Origin of the sequence: Rheinheimera sp., assembly GCF_036782235.1 — a bacterium.
GTDB lineage: Bacteria > Pseudomonadota > Gammaproteobacteria > Enterobacterales > Alteromonadaceae > Pararheinheimera.
Map to the genome: position 1 here is coordinate 112,552 of NZ_DAIPZL010000006.1, position 16,764 is coordinate 129,315.

Genomic DNA, 16,764 nt, shown 5'->3' on the forward strand with positions numbered 1-16,764 from the left:
CTTACCTCACCTGCGCCAGCAACGAAGCGGCCTGTACCACCACTCTGTCACCGTCATGTAAACCACTGACAATCACCACTTCATTGGCATTCAGCGGCAACGGGCTCACTTTTTGTGCAATAAAACGTTCCGCCGACTGATGCACCCAAACTGCGGTTTCACCTGTGTCGAGTTTTTGCAAAGCTGTTCTTGGCACAGCCCAGCCGGAAAGCAGCTCACCTGTTGCCAGCACCACAGTTAAAGGCTGACCTACGCTCAGTTGTGGTGTGATGTTTTCTGTGGTGTTTGCTGCCTCAGGCTCTGGTTTAAACCACAAGGGCCTGGCCTGCTGTTGTAACTGCAAACCTTGCCCCTGGAATAACAGCGGGAAACCTGAGCCTGTGTTGTTGCCCGCCAGCAAAATGGCGCTGGCGCTGGGTGTTGCCGGCAAGGTCAGGCTGTTGTCATACAACCGGGCGGCAATTAACAGCTCGGCCGGGTCGACAATCTGAAATAACGCATCCTGACTTTCCACCACCTGACCACGCAGTTTATACACCTGACTGATCACACCCGACACTGGCGCCACCACAGGCACCAGCTGGCCTGCACCTTTGGCCGCAAATTCACGGCGTTTTTTCAAGCCGGCCAAATCGATATTCAGTGCGTCCAGCTCATTGGCCGGCACCAGTGTGCCCAATTGTTTAAAACGACGGATACGGTCCTGCGTTAATGCGATCTGCGCATCCAGCTCCGCCAATAAGGCTTGCTGATTGCTGCGATCTAAACTGGTATCGAGCGGCGCTATCGCCGCCAGCACCTGACCGGCACGCACCTGCTGGCCCAAAGTTGGCCAGCCATCCGGCCCGGCTTGTAGCTGCCCCAACTGGCCGGCTTCAATCAAACCGCCAAAAGCCGGATCCAGGATAACCTCCGCCTGTAATTCAATACTGCGCTGATGCTGCGCCTGTTGCACTTTGCGGGTACGCAATTGCCACTGATGTTGCGCCGCTTTAGGAATAAATAAACTGCCGTCTGTTAACCGGCTGGGTTTATCACCACTGACCTGCACCTGCGGGGCTTCATCATGGGAATGATCTTCGCCGCCATGGGCCAACAGCTGCGCGGAAAAACCGCCCGACAGCAGGCCGACCAGCAGCCACTTTAATGTATTATTCATGATAATTCTCCCTGGCGACGACTGGATGCCAGGCGCCAGACCACCAGCGCCAAGAGCAAAATGCCCACAGCAAACCACAACTGGGTGCTGTACTCAGTCCAGCTATGATCGTGTGGCACTTCTGTGCTGACCGGCGTTAAATCCAGTGCTGTGGTCAATAAATCCAGGTCCTCACCTGCTTCAATCGTCAGGGTCACACTGTGGCGCTCAGCTGTCAGTGCCGGTGTTTTCAGCTGGTAAAAACCCGGCTGCACCATAGTGGCTTTGCCAGAAAAACCAGCCAGATCCAGCTCAATCACGGCGCCTTCCACCGGGCTGTTATCGGCAAAATAATCCAGATAAATACTGAGTTGTTGCTCAGCACTACCGGCAGCAGGCGCAACCAGCACCAGCTCAAATAATTCCGAACTGGCATAAGCGCGGCTACCGCTACTGGCAGGCATAGCTGCAGCTGTTTTTTGTTCTTCCTCGCCATGGTCTTCACCACCATGCGCCCAAAGCTGCAGCGGCAAACAAAACAAGATGATCCAGAGAAATTTCATCGTGACCCTAACAAAAAAATTATTGATGGCAGCAGTTTGTCAGAACAGAGGCAACAGCAGCCTGACCGCCAGATTACAAATTTGTCATCTGGGCTTTTAGTGATGTGATCGAACCTTCAGGCAATGTGGTGCGACAAGCTGTAAAGGGAAAAACAGGCTGCAGTTACACCACAGCCTGAACAGAGGGACAGCAGTCAGGACCAATGCACCAAGACTATTTGCCACTGACCTTGGATATGACGCAGCACCAGCGACTCGGTGCCGGTGCGGTCAATTTTTTTGCCTTTGATCTCGCCTTTTTGGCTGCTGCGGCTCACGGCATAAGCAACATCACCAATAATTTCAATTTGCTGCTCCAGCAATTTACTGCTGATCTGTTTTAAATAATTGATATCGGCGTCCAGGTGATGTGCTTTGTATTCATCGCGTGAACGCTCCACGGCCCCCCCTTCAAAAATTTGTACTGATGGTGAGAGTTGCGCCAGCACAAGATCGCGGTTGCCTTGTTGCAGCGCCTGATGAAACTGCTGCACCACCTGACCGGCCGCGCTTTGGTACACTGCGCTGTTCACGCCTTCAGTGCTGCTGCTTTTGCCATGGGCCCAGAGCGGGCTGCTAAAAGCCGCCAGCAACAAGGCCAGAGAAAAGTTGTGATAAAACTGCATTGTGGTTCCCTTGTTAATTTTTATGATGCTGAAAAAGACCTGGCTGTTGTTCAGCAGTGACTCAACTGCTGGTGCAATAGAGTTTGCTGTTGAGCTTGTAGCCAACAAACCAGGTTTCAGGCAGTGTGCCGCCTGCTGCATTGCAGTACTCTGTCACAAAGATGACAATATTGTCATTTATTCCTCAGGCCACAGCCCCCTGCTATGCCTGCCTGACAGATTGGGCTAAGCTGGAGGCCGCTGTCGCCCTGGCGAAACCGTGGATACTCAGATGCGTTTATTAATAGTTGAAGATGAAATTAAAACCGGTGATTACCTGAAACAGGGTTTTACTGAAGCTGGTTTTAACCCGACTTTATGCCGCAATGGTCTGGACGGGCATCACCTGGCCATGACCGAAGACTTTGAACTGATTATTCTGGATTTAATGTTGCCCGACGTTGATGGCCTGCGCATTTTAACGGCGCTGCGTCAGGCTGGCCGTTATACCCCGGTGTTGTTACTCAGCGCTCTGGACAGTGTGGACGACCGCGTGCGCGGGCTGGAGCTTGGCGCTGACGATTATCTGGTGAAACCTTTTGCTTTTAACGAACTACTGGCGCGGGTACGCACTTTGCTGCGCCGTGGCCAGTTGCAGCCCCAGGCCGACAGATTACAGGTGGCTGATTTAATTCTGGAATTTAGTAAACACAAAGCCAGCCGCAACGGTAAAAAGCTGAACCTGACACAAAAAGAATTTGCGCTGCTGGAGCTTCTGATGCGCCGCGAAGGGGAAGTATTACCGCGGTCCTTGATTGCCAGTCAGGTCTGGGATATGAATTTTGACTCAGACACCAATGTGATAGACGTGGCGATACGGCGGCTACGCAGCAAAGTGGACGACGACTTTGCGGTAAAACTGATTCATACAGTGCGTGGCATGGGTTACAAAATAGAGGCGCCTGAGCATGAGCTTTAACAGGGCGCCGCTGTCACTGGCCAACAGGGTGATGCTGTTTGTTGCTGTGGCCGTGTTGTTATGTGCCATGTTGCTGGCGTCGATGTTACAAAACTCCATTGAACAACATTTTTCCGAACAGGATGCCGGTGAATTACAGGCAGTGGCGCACTCGGTATTACATGCACTGGAAGATGATCAATTATCCCCACAAAATTATCAGGCGCATTTGCATCAGGTATTAACCGGCCATCATCAGAGTTATTACCTGGTGCTGGACAGCAGCGCCCAGCCGGCACTGAGTGCTGACGGCGCCGATCTCACCCCTTTGTTAAAACTCACGACCCCGGTGCGGCAAATCCGGCCGACAGATTTAGTCAGCTGGCAGCAGGACAACAGGCATTTTCGTGGTGCTATTTTACAGGGCGACAGCGGCGTTAAAGTGGCTGTGGCCATGGAAATGGAATTTCACCTGCATTATCTGCATTTATTACGCTGGACTTTATGGCTGACTATAGCGGCTGCGGTGGCGGTGATTCTGCTGGCCGCCTGGTTTGGGGTACGACAGGGGCTGCAACCTTTGGCCAAACTCAGCAGTGACATTCGCCATATCAGCGCCGAACATTTGCACCTGCGGCTGGAACCTTCGGCGGTGCCACAGGAACTGCGCGAGCTGGTAGAAAGTTTTAACGAGATGATCAACAACCTGCAGCAGGGATTTACCCGCTTGTCGGAGTTTTCTGCCGACATCGCCCACGAACTGCGCACGCCGTTAAGTAACCTGATCACCCAAACCCAGGTGACACTGGGTAAAGAGCGCAGCCTGGAAGAATACCGCGAACTGTTGTATTCCAATCTGGAAGAGCAGGAACGGCTGGCCAAAATGGTCAGTGATATGTTGTGGCTGGCCAAAACCGACCATGGTTTGCTGAAACTAAACCCACAACAAGTGGCGCTGCAGCCATTAATGAATCAGCTGTTTGAGTTTTTTGAATTATTAGCCGACGAAAAACAGGTCAGGCTGACTTATACAGGGCCAGAGTTGCAACTGCTGGCCGACAAAGTAATGCTGCAACGTGCTTTGTCAAACCTGTTATCCAATGCCATTCGCCATGCCGACGCCGGTAGCACCGTCAGCGTTAAGCTGAGCCAACAACCCCACTCTTGTTGTATACAGGTGAGCAACAGCGGCACCACTATAGCGCCCCAACATTTACCTTTGTTATTTGACCGTTTTTACCGGGTGGATCCGTCCCGGCAGCGCCACAGCGAAGGTGCCGGACTGGGCCTGGCCATGGTGAAGTCTATTGTAGAACTGCATGGTGGTCAGGTGGCTGTTAGCTCAGAGCAAGGCCTTACCTGTTTTAGCCTGTACTGGCCAATAGCAGCAGCGCAGCCAGCGCCCGGCAAAACTCAGCATTAACACTCAGACAAGCTCTGCTTCTTTGTGGTCTGCTGCAGGCTGAGCAGGCGGGCTTTTGCTACAGTAATAACATTCTTTTGCAAAAGTGGCAGCGCTGCTGACAGGATGCCGGCCTTTGCTGCAGGTGAGCCTTATGCAAACCCTGTATATCGGCGTTTTTTTGTTGTTATTGCCCTGCTGCGCCCCGGCGGCGCCGGAACAAATGTGGTTGCTGCTGAATAACACCAGCGACAGCAGAGACAGCCGCGGTGATGTGGATATTCAAATTCTGGCTTTGTTGCAGCAGCTGGCGCCGCCCGATTTAAAAATAGAACCGCTGCGCCTCGGCGATGCCCGCACCTGGAAGCTGCTGCAGGCCGAAGGCAATTATTGCGCCTTAAGTAAAATCCGCACTGCTGAACGCGAAGCTTTTTTATTATTTTCCAAAAGACCCACTTCGGTCTATCCGCCCGTACAGCTTATCAGCAATCACAAACTGGCCGACCATCCTGTTGATTTGCAATTGTTATTCCGCCAAAACCCCAGAATGAAAATTGGCATAGTGCAGGGGCGCAGTTATGGGGAAAAACTCGATGAGCTGATCAATCAATATCCTCAGCATTTTTATCAGCGCAGTGGTGAATACGCCGCCGAAACTTTATTACAAATGCTGGCCAAACAACGGCTGGACGCACTGTTGGAATTTGCCGCCACTGCGCGCGGCCATCAGGCACAGGTGCCACAAAGCAGCCATTTTGTCGCGCATCAGTTACTGAATCAGCCGGTAATTATGGGTTATCTGGTGTGCACCCAAAGTGAAAACGGCAAAAAGCTGATTAGTCTAATCGATGCCAAAATGCAGTTACCGCACTACCGCAAACAAGCCATTGAACTGCACCGGCAATATTTTACGCCAGAAGATTTTTTGCTGATTGAAGCGGATTTACTGCAGATTTTTTAGCACTGCAGCTTGGCCAAACTGCAGGATTAAATGCTCAATCTGAAGCTTTGCTAGTGAAGCCAGACCCATCCCAATAACAGTATCAACAGGCACTTCACCTGCAGCAAATTTAAGTTTTGCACACTGCTGACTGGTTGTGATGGTCGTTCAGCCACTGGCAACAAGCTGACACTGCATCACAGTGACCCAATGGCCTTCATACCATTCGGTATGATGCAGCTGCCAGCCCAAACGCTGATAAAATGCCTGCTGATCTTCGGTAAACAGATACAAGGTGTTGATGTGCAGCAAGGCGGCTTGCTGCATTAATTGTTGCACCAGCCAGCTGCCTAAACCTTGTCCGCGCACCTCGGGCCGCAGATAAATATTGGCCAGCCAGGGACTGAGTTCCTGATTGGTGGTCATATCGTGCACCAATATTGACCCAGTACCAACAACCTCTCCGGCTGCATCCAGCAACAACCAGCTTTGCGGTACTGCATCCTGGGTCAGGCACAAGGCTAATTCTGCCGAAAAATCCGCCAGGCTGCGCTCAGGAAACAAGGCGCCCCACTCGGCAAAATGCCAGGGTGCAATAAGCTTAATAGCCTCAGGCCTTTGGCGTAGATTAATCAGTTGCATCACTGTGCTCTTGTGTTCTCGAAACAATAAAAAACCCGGCATCAGCCGGGTTTTATTTAAAAACAACGACTTAAATTATTCCACAGTCACAGATTTTGCCAGGTTACGTGGCTGGTCTACATCTGTGCCTTTGATAATGGCAACATAGTAACTTAATAACTGCAGCGGAATAGTGTACACAATAGGTGCGATCAGCGGATGCACGTGTGGCACGTTCACTACACGCTGAGTCGCGTCTGATTTAAAGTGGGCATTGGCGTCGGCGAACACATACAAAATACCACCACGGGCACGCACTTCTTCCACGTTCGACTGCAGCTTTTCCAGTAGTTCGTTGTTTGGCGCGACGACGATGATTGGCATTTGAGCGTCAATCAGCGCTAAGGGGCCATGTTTTAATTCACCGGCGGCATAAGCTTCAGCGTGAATATAAGAAATTTCTTTGAGTTTCAGCGCACCTTCCATTGCAATCGGATACTGGTCGCCACGGCCTAAAAACAGCGAATGGTGTTTATCGGCAAACTCTTCCGCCAGCGTTTCAATGCTACCAGCCAGCTTTAATGTTTCTTCCAGCTTGGCAGGTAAAGAACGCAGCGCTTCAACCATGTCTTTTTGCTGGGCAGCAGTTAAACCATTGTATTTACCAATGGCCAGCGTCAGCATAGCCAAACCAACCAGCTGAGTGGTAAAGGCTTTGGTTGAAGCCACACCAATTTCAGCACCGGCGCGGGTCATAAAGGCTAAATCAGATTCACGCACCAAAGACGAACCGGCCACGTTACAAATGGTTAAGCTGCCAACATAACCAGCTTCTTTGGCCAGACGCAGCGCTGCTAAGGTATCGGCAGTTTCACCCGACTGAGAAATGCTGACTAACAGGCTGTTTGGCTGTACAAAAGATTTGCGGTAACGGAATTCCGACGCAATCTCAACGTTACAGGAAATGCCACCTAAAGATTCCAGCCAATAACGGGCCACCATGCCTGAGTGATACGAAGTACCACAAGCCACAATTTGTACGTGTTTTACTTTTTTAAACAGTTCTGCAGCGCCGTTACCAAAGGTTTCGTCCAGCACAGACTCACTGCTTAAACGGCCTTCCAGCGTGTTGTTAATGGCATTTGGCTGCTCATAAATTTCTTTGAGCATAAAGTGGCGGTATTGGCCTTTGTCGCCGGCGTCATAACTGACGTTGGACTCATGCACTACACGGTCAACCGCCATACCGTCTTTATCAAAAATGCGCACTGTGGTGCGGGTAATTTCCGCCACGTCGCCTTCTTCTAAAAACATAAAACGACGGGTCACCGGCAATAACGCCAGCTGATCAGAGGCAATAAAGTTTTCGCCAATGCCTAAACCTATCACCAGCGGGCTGCCAGAACGGGCAACCACTAAACGGCTTGGGTCGGTTTTGTCCATTAAAACAGTACCATAGGCACCGGAGAATTGTTTCACCGCTTTTTGTACTGCGGCTAATAACGACTCGGCGGTTTTTAATTCTTCTTCCACTAAGTGTGCAATGACTTCAGTGTCAGTGTCTGAATTAAACACATAACCTTTGGCTTTAAGCATATCGCGCAGCGGGTTATGGTTTTCAATAATGCCGTTGTGTACTACGGAAATTTTGCCGGAAACATGAGGGTGGGCGTTACGCTCTGAAGGTTCACCATGAGTGGCCCAACGGGTGTGTGCAATACCGGTGCCGCCTGGGGTTGGCGTCAGTTTTACCGCGTCAGCCAACTCTTTGACTTTGCCTAAACGGCGAATGCGCTGCAGCTCACCGCCCGGGCTAACCACGGCCACACCTGCTGAGTCATAACCACGGTATTCCAGGCGGCGTAAGCCTTCTACCAGAATGTCGACTACATCACGTTGCGCTACTGCGCCTACTATTCCACACATATTTACTCCGAAAATTCCGTATTGAGTTGCACAGGGGCACAAATCACTCTGACACCCTGCTGTTCTATTTGCCTTTTTGCCGTGTCGGGTAACTTGTCATCTGTTACCAGGATTTTTATCGACGTCCACGGCAGTTCGAGATTATGAATTTTGCGGCCGATTTTATCGGACTCAACCATCACCACTACTTCACGTGCCACCTCAGCCATTACCCGGCTTAAGCTGGTCAGTTCATTAAAAGTGGTAGTGCCGCGTTGTAAATCAATGCCATCAGCACCGATAAACAGCTGATCAAAATCGTAAGCGCGCAGCACTTGTTCCGCCAGCTGGCCCTGAAAAGACTCAGACTGAGCGTCCCAGCTGCCGCCGGTCATCAGTAATTTGGGTTCGTGTTCCAGTTCGCGCAGGCTGTTGGCAATAAACAACGAATTGGTCATTACCACCAGCCCCTGTTTTGCAGACAGTTCCGGTAACAAAGCGGCTGTGGTGCTGCCGCTGTCAATAATAATGCGGTAGTGGTCACGGATAAGGCCGGCAGCGGCTTTGGCCAGCGCCTGTTTACGGGCTGAAATTTTACCTGCGGATTCGGCCATTAGCTCTTGTGGTAGCGGCACTGCACCACCGTATTTACGCAGCAATAAACCGTTATCTTCCAGCGCTGTTAAATCTTTTCGAATGGTGACTTCTGAAGTTTCAAACCGTAACGCCAGTTCATCCACACTGACTTCGCCCTGCTGATTCAGCAGTTCCAGAATAGCTCTGCGGCGTTGTTGGGTATTACGTTTATTCATCAGTTTCCGCTTAAGTTTCGATTCGAAAGATAAATAACAAACTCGAAAGACATTCTATCTATTCGAAAGATAATTGCAAGACGAAAACGGCGGCTTTTATGCAGGCCGCCGTTGTACTGGTAACAGAATGCGGTAATACACGCCCTGACCTGTTTCACTGCTGACATAAATGCTGCCACCCAGTTGTGCTGTGACCAGATTGTAGACGATATGTGCGCCCAGGCCGCTGTTGCCGGCACTGCGTTTGGTGGTAAAAAACGGGTCAAATAACCGTTTTAACGTATCACTGTCCATACCCACACCATTGTCGCGGTATTCCAGCTGAATTTGCCCGCCCTGACGGCTCAGTTTTAAGGTGATTTTTGGCTCGGCCGACAAATCTCCGGTAAAACCATGCTGCACCGAGTTCATCACCAGATGGGTTAACAACTGCGCCAGCGAACCGGCGTCTGCATACAGGGTTAAAGCTTCGTCACTGTCGAGCTGCCATTGGCAATGACAACGGTTCAGCTCAGGCTGCAACGACGCCATCACTTCCTGCAGATAAGCCGACAAATCAAATTCACGGGCGCCACTGGCCGACTTATCCACCGCCACCTGTTTAAAACTTTGAATCAGCTGCGCCGCCCGCAGAATATTACTACTGAGGATCTCTGCTGTTGCAGTGGCGGTTTCGAGAAAACGGTTAAATGCCTGCGCGCCAAGCTGTTGTTGCTGATGGGCTTTATTCACACTATTTAGTTCGGACTGCAGATGACTGACGGCTGTCACGCAAATGCCCAGCGGGGTATTCACTTCATGTGCCACGCCGGCCACCAAACCGCCCAAAGAGGCCATTTTTTCCTGCATCACCAGCTGCTGCTGAGTTTGTTGCAACCGCGCCACTATATTGGCATTAGCCACCGCAATGGCAATATTGCTGGCCAGGGTGCGTACCAGATTCACTTGCTGTGGGCTAAAAGCAGCCTCCACCGGACTTTGGACTGTCATACAACCGATTTTTTCGTGATTGACCACCAAAGGCAAATACAACACCGACTGCATAGGTTCGCCCATCAGCGGCTGCGGAATTGCGCTGAGGAAGTTCAGGAAATCCTGCCGCTTTTGAATATTCATTTCGCGCTGCTGATTAAAACACACTGTCGCCAGGTGCTGCTCCGGTTGTAGCTTCAGCTCAAAGGGTGCCATCAGCCGGCCGTTTTCCAGCCAGTGGCTAAACTCCAGCGACTGACGTTCAGGCCGGTAAATACCAATAGCCAGCACATGCACATCCATAATTTCGTTCAGGTTTTGATGGCACAAAAACAAAATTTCCTGCAAATCCAGCGAAGCAGTAATTTGCTTGGCCAGCATTTGCAGCAAGGTCATATCGCGGTAAGAATCGGCCAGCGCCTGATTTTGGGTTTGTAGTTCAGCAGTGCGGTTACTGACCACCTGCTCCAGCCAGTTGCGGGTTTTGCGTTCACTGCGCAGCCGGTATTGTAACAACAACCAGATGCTGCCAAATAACAACACCATCGCTGCCAGTTTGCTGTACCAGGTCAGCCACCAGGGCGGCAGAATACGGATTTGCACTTTGCTGACTGCTGCCTGATCCCAGTCCTGGCCCGGGCTTTTTGCCATCACTTCAAACTGATAATCATTGGGGGCCAGCCGGGTATAAGTCGCACGCCTGCTGTTGGCGTCTGTTTCTATCCAGTCACGGTCAAAACCAATCAGCCGGTAGCGGTAGCGTGTTTGTTGTGGCTGCACATAATCCAATGCTGAAAACTGCAGCGTAAACATATCCTGTTCGTAATCCAGCCTGATTTCATCGGCATACCCTATGGCTCTTTGTAATACCGCGTCAGGGCTGTTTTGTGGCCGTACTTTTTTGTTAAATAAATTAAAGCCGGTCAGCCGCACCGCCAGCGGTGCCGGAGTGGCAGGGAGCTTGGCCGGTGAATAATAATCCAGCCCCTGATTACCACCACGCAGATGCATGCCTTGTTGGTTCACCAGCCAGCTGCCAATCCAGGTGGTGGCCATAAAACCATGAGGCTCACCAAACTGCACTAAATCCTGCTGTAAGCTGGTGCGGTACAACCACAAAAAGTGAAAAGCCTGCCGTAACTTTAAATCAGCATCTTCTGCGCCCAGATAGGACTTAAATCCTTCAATCAGGGTTGGATCCTGACTGTTTCTCAGCACTCTGTGATTGATATTACCAGCGCGCACCCAGAGCTCACCAGCTTCCTGATAAATCAGCTGAATACCATTAAAACGTAAACCTGCACTTTGACCCGCACCTTCACGCCAACTCTGAATTTTGCCGGTTGAATGCTGCAATCTGGAAATGCCCTGATCGGCATACCCTATCCATAAATCGTGATAACTGTCGGATTGCAAAGTGCTGATGGTATCGCTGCCAAGGCCGGTGTCGGATGCCGGGTCCTGCTTATAATGGCGAATCTGACCCGGCTTTAATAAAAACAAACCGTCTCCTCGGGTGCCCACCCAGAGTTGTTGTAATCCGTCTAAATACAACACGCCAATATTCGGTTGATCAGGTTCGGCATTTAATGCAAAAGGTTGCCACTGGCCTGTTTGCCGGTCGAGCTGAAAAAGCCCAGTGTCTGTGCCTATCCAGATCACCCCGTCCGGATCCTGCAATACATGGCGCGCCAAAGTCGGTTTGCGTTTGACATTATCGGCGACCTGAATGGGCCAGCGTTTTACACTGGCAGTTGCAGCGTCAAACAGGGCAATACCGCCATCGCGATTGGCAAGCCAATATTTGCCGGACTGTGCTGGAGTAATGGCAAACACATCGTTATGCGCCAGCAAATTTGGGTTGCTAGGATCCGTGGGCAAAGAGCGAACTTGTTGCGCCATCGCCGATAAAGCAAACAAACCCGCCGGGCTTTGTAGCCACAAAGTGTCCTGGGTATCGAATAACAAACCGGTCAGGTTATTACTCTGGATTTGATAGGGCACCATAGGATTGGCTTTAAACTGCTGCCACTGCTGCTTTTCCGGCGGCAAGAACCAAAGACCCCGATCATAACTGCTGACCCAAAGCGAACCGTCAGCAGCAAAATCAAAGTCAGTGATCTGGCTCTGCGCCAATGATTGCGGTTGCCCAGGCATCACCCTGAGTTTGGCCGAACTGGGCTGATAATGATACAAACCACCGCCATAACTACCGAGCCAGATTTGCCCTGCTGCATCGGTTTTAATTGCTGTCACAGCAGCTGCCGTCAGAGCAGAGTTTTGTACCGTAAATAATTGCTTATCGAGCCGCTCTGGATGCCAGCGCAAGGCGCCACCTTTGGATTGACCACGACTGCGTAGGGGCGCATTGCCGGTGCCTATCCACAGATAACCGTCCAGATCACGCAGCAGCGTGTTGATGTACTGACCATCAATTTCACTGGCCACACCTGGCAACTGCACAGCTTCCAGTTCTTTGGTTTCGGCCAGCCAGCGGAATAAACCAGCACCATGGGTACCCACCCAGATTTCATGCTGGTTGTCTTGATACACAACACTGATTTCAACCTGCTGTGCCACACCACTGCCGCGCGGCAACGGAATACGGCTAAATTTTTCCGTCGCGGGGTCAAACAGATTCAGCCCCCCATAACGGGTGCCTATCCACAGCTGGCCGCGCTGGTCAACCAACAAACTGGAAATCCAGTCTGCTGATAAGCTGTTGTTGTCACTTGGACTAGAACGGAAAGTTTCAATTTCCTGACCATCATAACGGTATAAACCATGCTGAGTGCCAATCCAGAGAAACCCTTGTAAGTCCTGGGTCAGGGCTGTGGCCTGAGATAAACCGGGATGTTGGCGGGACAAATGAATGAATCGGCTGTAAACAGAAATTGGTTCTGCTGCTGTGCGGCCAACTGAGGCATTCACATTGTTTTGTGCCAGAAGTGGTGCGGCGAAGAACCAGCAACAGCAATAAACCAGTACCCACTTTAACCACATAGCCGCTCTGTTCCGACAACCTGATGTTAAAGTCTAGTATTGTTGCTTTTTGCCGGCGTCGCAATAGCTCAGTTACAGCATGATGACGGCTTTGACCAAAGAACAGCATAACAGCAACAACACCAGCGCAGCTGCCAGTAACAATACCCGTCGGTCGAGCGACTGATACAGCAGATAGTCGATACCAATCAGTACCAAACCAGGTAACAGCAGCAATAAAGTCAACATCAGCTGTACCGGCATCATCGTTTGCATCTCCAGCATGTTTTTCTCCCTGTTCCGGCAGTACAAACTCAGACGGAAACCCTTGGCCGGATAAAAACAGCATAATTTAAATGAGAACTATTTGCAATAACTCAAAAAGGCTTGTATAGTTTCTGCCGTCAGGAAGACAAACCGTACTTGCACGGTTGACACAAGGATGAGACTCCACGGTGTAAATGCTTTTCTGCAGTTTGGGAGCAGGCCTGTACCTGCTCCCTTTTTTTGCCCGGCACAGGAGTAAGGCCAGGTTTTTGAAGCCGCCTGTTATAGCGGAGGATGATTATCCTGAAACTGCAACATCATTTGCAGTGTTTGCGCCACCAGCTGAAACTCAGCAAACTGGCGGTTGGTCAGCGCCCGTCCGGCGGCATCTGCATACAACAGCGCAAAAATCCGTTTTTCCACTTTTAAGGCAGCGACCAGACAATCCCCATCATGAGGTAACAACACCTCGAGCCGGCCTAATGGTTGTGACGTTGTGTTTTGCGTACGCCAGATGGGTTGTTGATGGGTGAGCAAGTCATGTAATAACTCACCTTTTTGCAATTTATCCAGCTCAATTTTTAATTGCTGACGCCACAACAAAGTGTCACGCCCTGCCACATAACGGGGTTCAAACGACTTACTTTTGTAGTCCATCAACATCAGGCTGACCCTTGGCAAGGCTGCACCTTCCTGCAGGCACAACACAGCGGAATGCAGAATTTTTGACAGATTGTCCTGTAGGCTGAACAACTTAAATAACATATTCAGATGGCGTACCAGCTCAAAGTCAGTCACTGAATATTGCGCTGTCACTTCCAGCACTTTTTGCCGGTCCGGCAATTGCGGCAGAATTTTATCGGCACCATAACTGCTGGCGACAACAGCAGCTTCGTCTGCCATCAGCAGAATTTGTTGTTGGCTTTCTTCGAGCTTTAAATGACACATCATGGCCAATTGCTGGCAGTTACGCGCCATCTGAGGCGAGGTCAGCCCTTGCATAATATGCTGACTGATACTGTCGGCCAGATTGATCACTGCGCTGATGGCATTGGCTTTTGCATTTGGATTCACCACATCCTGCAACATGTCTCCCAGCTTCCATTCTTTCACCAGCTCCCGGTTTAGAGTGTCGATGCCCACCCCCAGATATTTCATCGCTATAGCGTGCTCATCGTCCGGGTACAGATCACGCTCAACAATAAACTGTTCAGCGGCTGGCTCTCCGCTCGCCAATAAAGCCAGCTCAGCCACATGGCGTAATAAAGCGGCAATAAACACCTGCTCGCGTCTTTCGCTGTCCAGTTTAGGCACCATAGCGCGCGCCTGCACTGCAGCGTGAAAAGAGCGGGCCAGCCGTTGTAACAACAAGGTTTTTGGTTTGCCGGTGAGAAAACTGTCAATCAGCACACTGGCCAGTGTAATGTTTTTTACCTCAACAAAACCTATCTGCACTATCGCACGCGACACCGTTTGGATAGGTTTACTGGATCTGTTGTAGTGTACAGTGTTGGCCACCCGCAACACTTTGGAGGTCAGGCTGGCGTCACGCAAAATAATTTGTGCCAGATCATCTGCACTGCTTTCGGCGCTGTCATTAAGCTGACACACCTCCAGCACCACACTCTGGATGGCCGGCAATTTGATTTGACCAAGCAACCGCATCCAGGCCGCCGGCCCTCTTACTTCAGCCATCTTAGCCTCCACAACACCGGCAGCGACACCTGGCCGGCAAATGACAATCTGATGTCAGTGTAGTGCCAGCTCAAGGCAAAACACAGCGCCAACAAAACTTGCCTGCACTGGTGTGACTGCAATAAGCGGCTGATGACGGTTTTAATGGGTGTCGCGTTCGGTTTTTTGCACCAGCACCCAGGGGGAAATCACCACAGCCCAGAGTTCAGTTTTTTGCTCATACCACTGCTGCGCCTCTGCAGGTTCTACCCGCGCTATCTGATGTTGTGCCAGCCAGCTTGCCACCTGGGTTTTGTCATCCACGGCAAAAGCATAAGCCACATCCACCAGGTCCAGCCGCGCGCTCACCTGTAACACCGCCCCCGAAGCATAAAACTTTTGTAATTCCAGCCAGCTGATGCGGGCTGTTTCTGCGGTAATTTTGGTTTTCAGGACTTCGGGTTCGACTGCAAAATTTTCATTCATGCGTCTGATTCACTCTGATCACGGCGCCTGCTGGCGCCTGGGTTGTTATTCCGGCTCATCACCCTGCTCTGACACCTGAGCCGCACTGAGCTCATGTTTTTTCAGCAGTTTATGAAAATCGGTTCTGTTACGTCCGGCCAGCTCAGCCGCACGGGTGACATTGCCTTCTGACATTTTCAGCACCCGTACCAGATATTGCCGTTCAAACTGATCGCGTGCTTCGCTTAAGGTCGGCCAGAAACTGCGGTTCTGCGCCAGCGCCTGTTCCACCAGCGCCAGACTGATCACCGGGCTGCTGGTTAAGGCCACACATTGTTCCACCACGTTGACCAACTGGCGCACATTACCCGGCCACTGCGCCGTCACCAGCGCCTGCATCGCGTCTTCGGAAAAACGGTTCACCTGTACATGATGGCGCTCGCCACTTTGTGCCAGCACATGGCGCGCCAACAGCGGAATATCTTCAGCCCGCTCGCGCAGAGTCGGCAGCTGCAAATTCACCACGTTCAGGCGGTAATACAAATCTTCGCGGAAACTTTGCTCCTGCATCGCCTGTTTTAAGTCGCGGTGGGTGGCGGAAATAATCCGCACATCAATAGGAATAGACTTGGCGCTGCCAACGGGGCGGATTTGCCGCTCCTGCAGTGCCCTTAATAATTTCACCTGCAGGGGGAGCGGCATATCACCAATTTCATCGAGAAAGAGTGTGCCACCGTCGGCTTCGCGGAATAAACCGGCGTGTTCAGTGACAGCACCGGTAAAAGCGCCTTTAGTATGGCCAAATAATTCAGATTCAAGCAGATGTTCCGGCAAAGCCCCGCAGTTAATGGCCACAAAAGGCCGGCGCGCTCTGGGGCTGGCCTGATGAATGGCCTTGGCCAGCAACTCTTTACCAGTACCACTGGCGCCTGTGATCAGTACACTGACGTCACGCTGCGCAACACGGTAAGCCTGCTCCAGCACCTGTTCCATACTTTTACTGCGGGTCACTATGGCCTGACGCCATTCGTCTTTGCTCGGTACGTGCGACTGATGCACGGCTTTTTGCAGAATGTCCCTAAGCTCAACATTGTTCAGGGGTTTGGTTAAAAAACCAAAGACACCACGCTGCGTGGCGGCGACGGCTTCCGGAATAGAACCATGGGCAGTCATCAGTACCACAGGCAAACCCGGATTACGTTTGGCAATTTCGTCAAACAGCGCCATACCATCCAGCCCAGGCATGCGCAGATCACTAAGCACTACATCCACCGGATTTTTTGCCAGTAAAGTTAAGGCGGTTTCAGCACAGTCGGCGCTAATTACCTGATAACCTTCACCTTCCAGTCGCAAGGTCATCAACCGCAGCAGGCTTGGATCATCGTCAACCAACAATAAACGGGCGTTGTTACCACTCATGT

Annotated in this window: 14 protein-coding genes; 3 read left to right on the forward strand and 11 right to left on the reverse strand. The window is 51.2% G+C overall.

Translation table 11 applies throughout. The annotated features are described in order from the left end of the window. Nucleotide 1: 1 nt before the first annotated feature. From V7P87_RS09120 to V7P87_RS09130, 3 genes are all read right to left on the reverse strand, one after another. Nucleotides 2-1,159, reverse strand: coding sequence for an efflux RND transporter periplasmic adaptor subunit (locus tag V7P87_RS09120; RefSeq protein WP_333797158.1), 1,158 nt, complete (start codon nucleotides 1,157-1,159; stop codon nucleotides 2-4). Beyond that, on the reverse strand, nucleotides 1,156-1,701 hold the full coding sequence (locus V7P87_RS09125) for a hypothetical protein (protein WP_333797159.1): 546 nt from the start codon (nucleotides 1,699-1,701) through the stop codon (nucleotides 1,156-1,158). Before V7P87_RS09125 ends, V7P87_RS09120 begins: the two co-directional genes overlap by 4 nt. A 194-nt stretch (nucleotides 1,702-1,895) precedes the next feature. Further along, nucleotides 1,896-2,366: a YybH family protein gene (locus V7P87_RS09130; RefSeq protein WP_333797160.1), complete on the reverse strand. Its 471-nt coding sequence runs from the start codon at nucleotides 2,364-2,366 to the stop codon at nucleotides 1,896-1,898. A 271-nt stretch (nucleotides 2,367-2,637) separates the two neighbouring features. On the opposite strand from V7P87_RS09130, the gene V7P87_RS09135 reads away from it, so the two are divergent. The 3 genes from V7P87_RS09135 (at nucleotide 2,638) to V7P87_RS09145 (ending at nucleotide 5,666) form a co-directional block, all read left to right on the forward strand. Continuing rightward, the gene (locus V7P87_RS09135) at nucleotides 2,638-3,324 is read left to right on the forward strand and encodes a heavy metal response regulator transcription factor (protein ID WP_260658149.1); all 687 of its coding nucleotides are present in this window, start codon (nucleotides 2,638-2,640) and stop codon (nucleotides 3,322-3,324) included. Next, entirely contained in the window at nucleotides 3,314-4,726 is a 1,413-nt protein-coding gene (locus tag V7P87_RS09140) for a heavy metal sensor histidine kinase (protein WP_333797161.1), read from the forward strand. The genes V7P87_RS09135 and V7P87_RS09140 overlap by 11 nt, the downstream gene beginning before the upstream one ends. Nucleotides 4,727-4,859: 133 nt before the next feature. Then, nucleotides 4,860-5,666, forward strand: coding sequence for a hypothetical protein (locus V7P87_RS09145; protein WP_333797162.1), 807 nt, complete (start codon nucleotides 4,860-4,862; stop codon nucleotides 5,664-5,666). Between the two features lie 147 nt (nucleotides 5,667-5,813). Here the strand turns inward: V7P87_RS09145 and V7P87_RS09150 are convergent, their stop codons facing one another. The 8 genes from V7P87_RS09150 to V7P87_RS09185 form a co-directional block, all read right to left on the reverse strand. Further along, nucleotides 5,814-6,287, reverse strand: a complete 474-nt coding sequence (locus V7P87_RS09150; protein ID WP_333797163.1) for a GNAT family N-acetyltransferase — start codon at nucleotides 6,285-6,287, stop codon at nucleotides 5,814-5,816. Nucleotides 6,288-6,362: 75 nt separating this feature from the next. Continuing rightward, nucleotides 6,363-8,192, reverse strand: a complete 1,830-nt coding sequence (gene glmS, locus V7P87_RS09155; RefSeq protein WP_333797164.1) for a glutamine--fructose-6-phosphate transaminase (isomerizing) — start codon at nucleotides 8,190-8,192, stop codon at nucleotides 6,363-6,365. A 2-nt stretch (nucleotides 8,193-8,194) separates the two neighbouring features. Then, a complete protein-coding gene (locus V7P87_RS09160; protein WP_333797165.1) occupies nucleotides 8,195-8,983 on the reverse strand; it encodes a DeoR/GlpR family DNA-binding transcription regulator in 789 nt (262 codons plus the stop codon). Between the two features lie 96 nt (nucleotides 8,984-9,079). Next, entirely contained in the window at nucleotides 9,080-12,958 is a 3,879-nt protein-coding gene (locus V7P87_RS09165; RefSeq protein ID WP_333797166.1) for a two-component regulator propeller domain-containing protein, read from the reverse strand. A gap of 72 nt (nucleotides 12,959-13,030) precedes the next feature. Continuing rightward, nucleotides 13,031-13,222 (reverse strand): hypothetical protein, encoded by a 192-nt coding sequence (locus tag V7P87_RS09170; RefSeq protein WP_333797167.1) that lies wholly within the window; start codon nucleotides 13,220-13,222, stop codon nucleotides 13,031-13,033. 264 nt (nucleotides 13,223-13,486) lie between these two features. Further along, nucleotides 13,487-14,899 (reverse strand): HDOD domain-containing protein, encoded by a 1,413-nt coding sequence (locus V7P87_RS09175; protein WP_333797168.1) that lies wholly within the window; start codon nucleotides 14,897-14,899, stop codon nucleotides 13,487-13,489. 141 nt (nucleotides 14,900-15,040) lie between these two features. Next, nucleotides 15,041-15,364: a DUF2288 domain-containing protein gene (locus V7P87_RS09180; RefSeq protein ID WP_333797169.1), complete on the reverse strand. Its 324-nt coding sequence runs from the start codon at nucleotides 15,362-15,364 to the stop codon at nucleotides 15,041-15,043. 45 nt (nucleotides 15,365-15,409) lie between these two features. Further along, entirely contained in the window at nucleotides 15,410-16,762 is a 1,353-nt protein-coding gene (locus tag V7P87_RS09185) for a sigma 54-interacting transcriptional regulator (RefSeq protein WP_333797170.1), read from the reverse strand. Nucleotides 16,763-16,764: the final 2 nt, after the last annotated feature.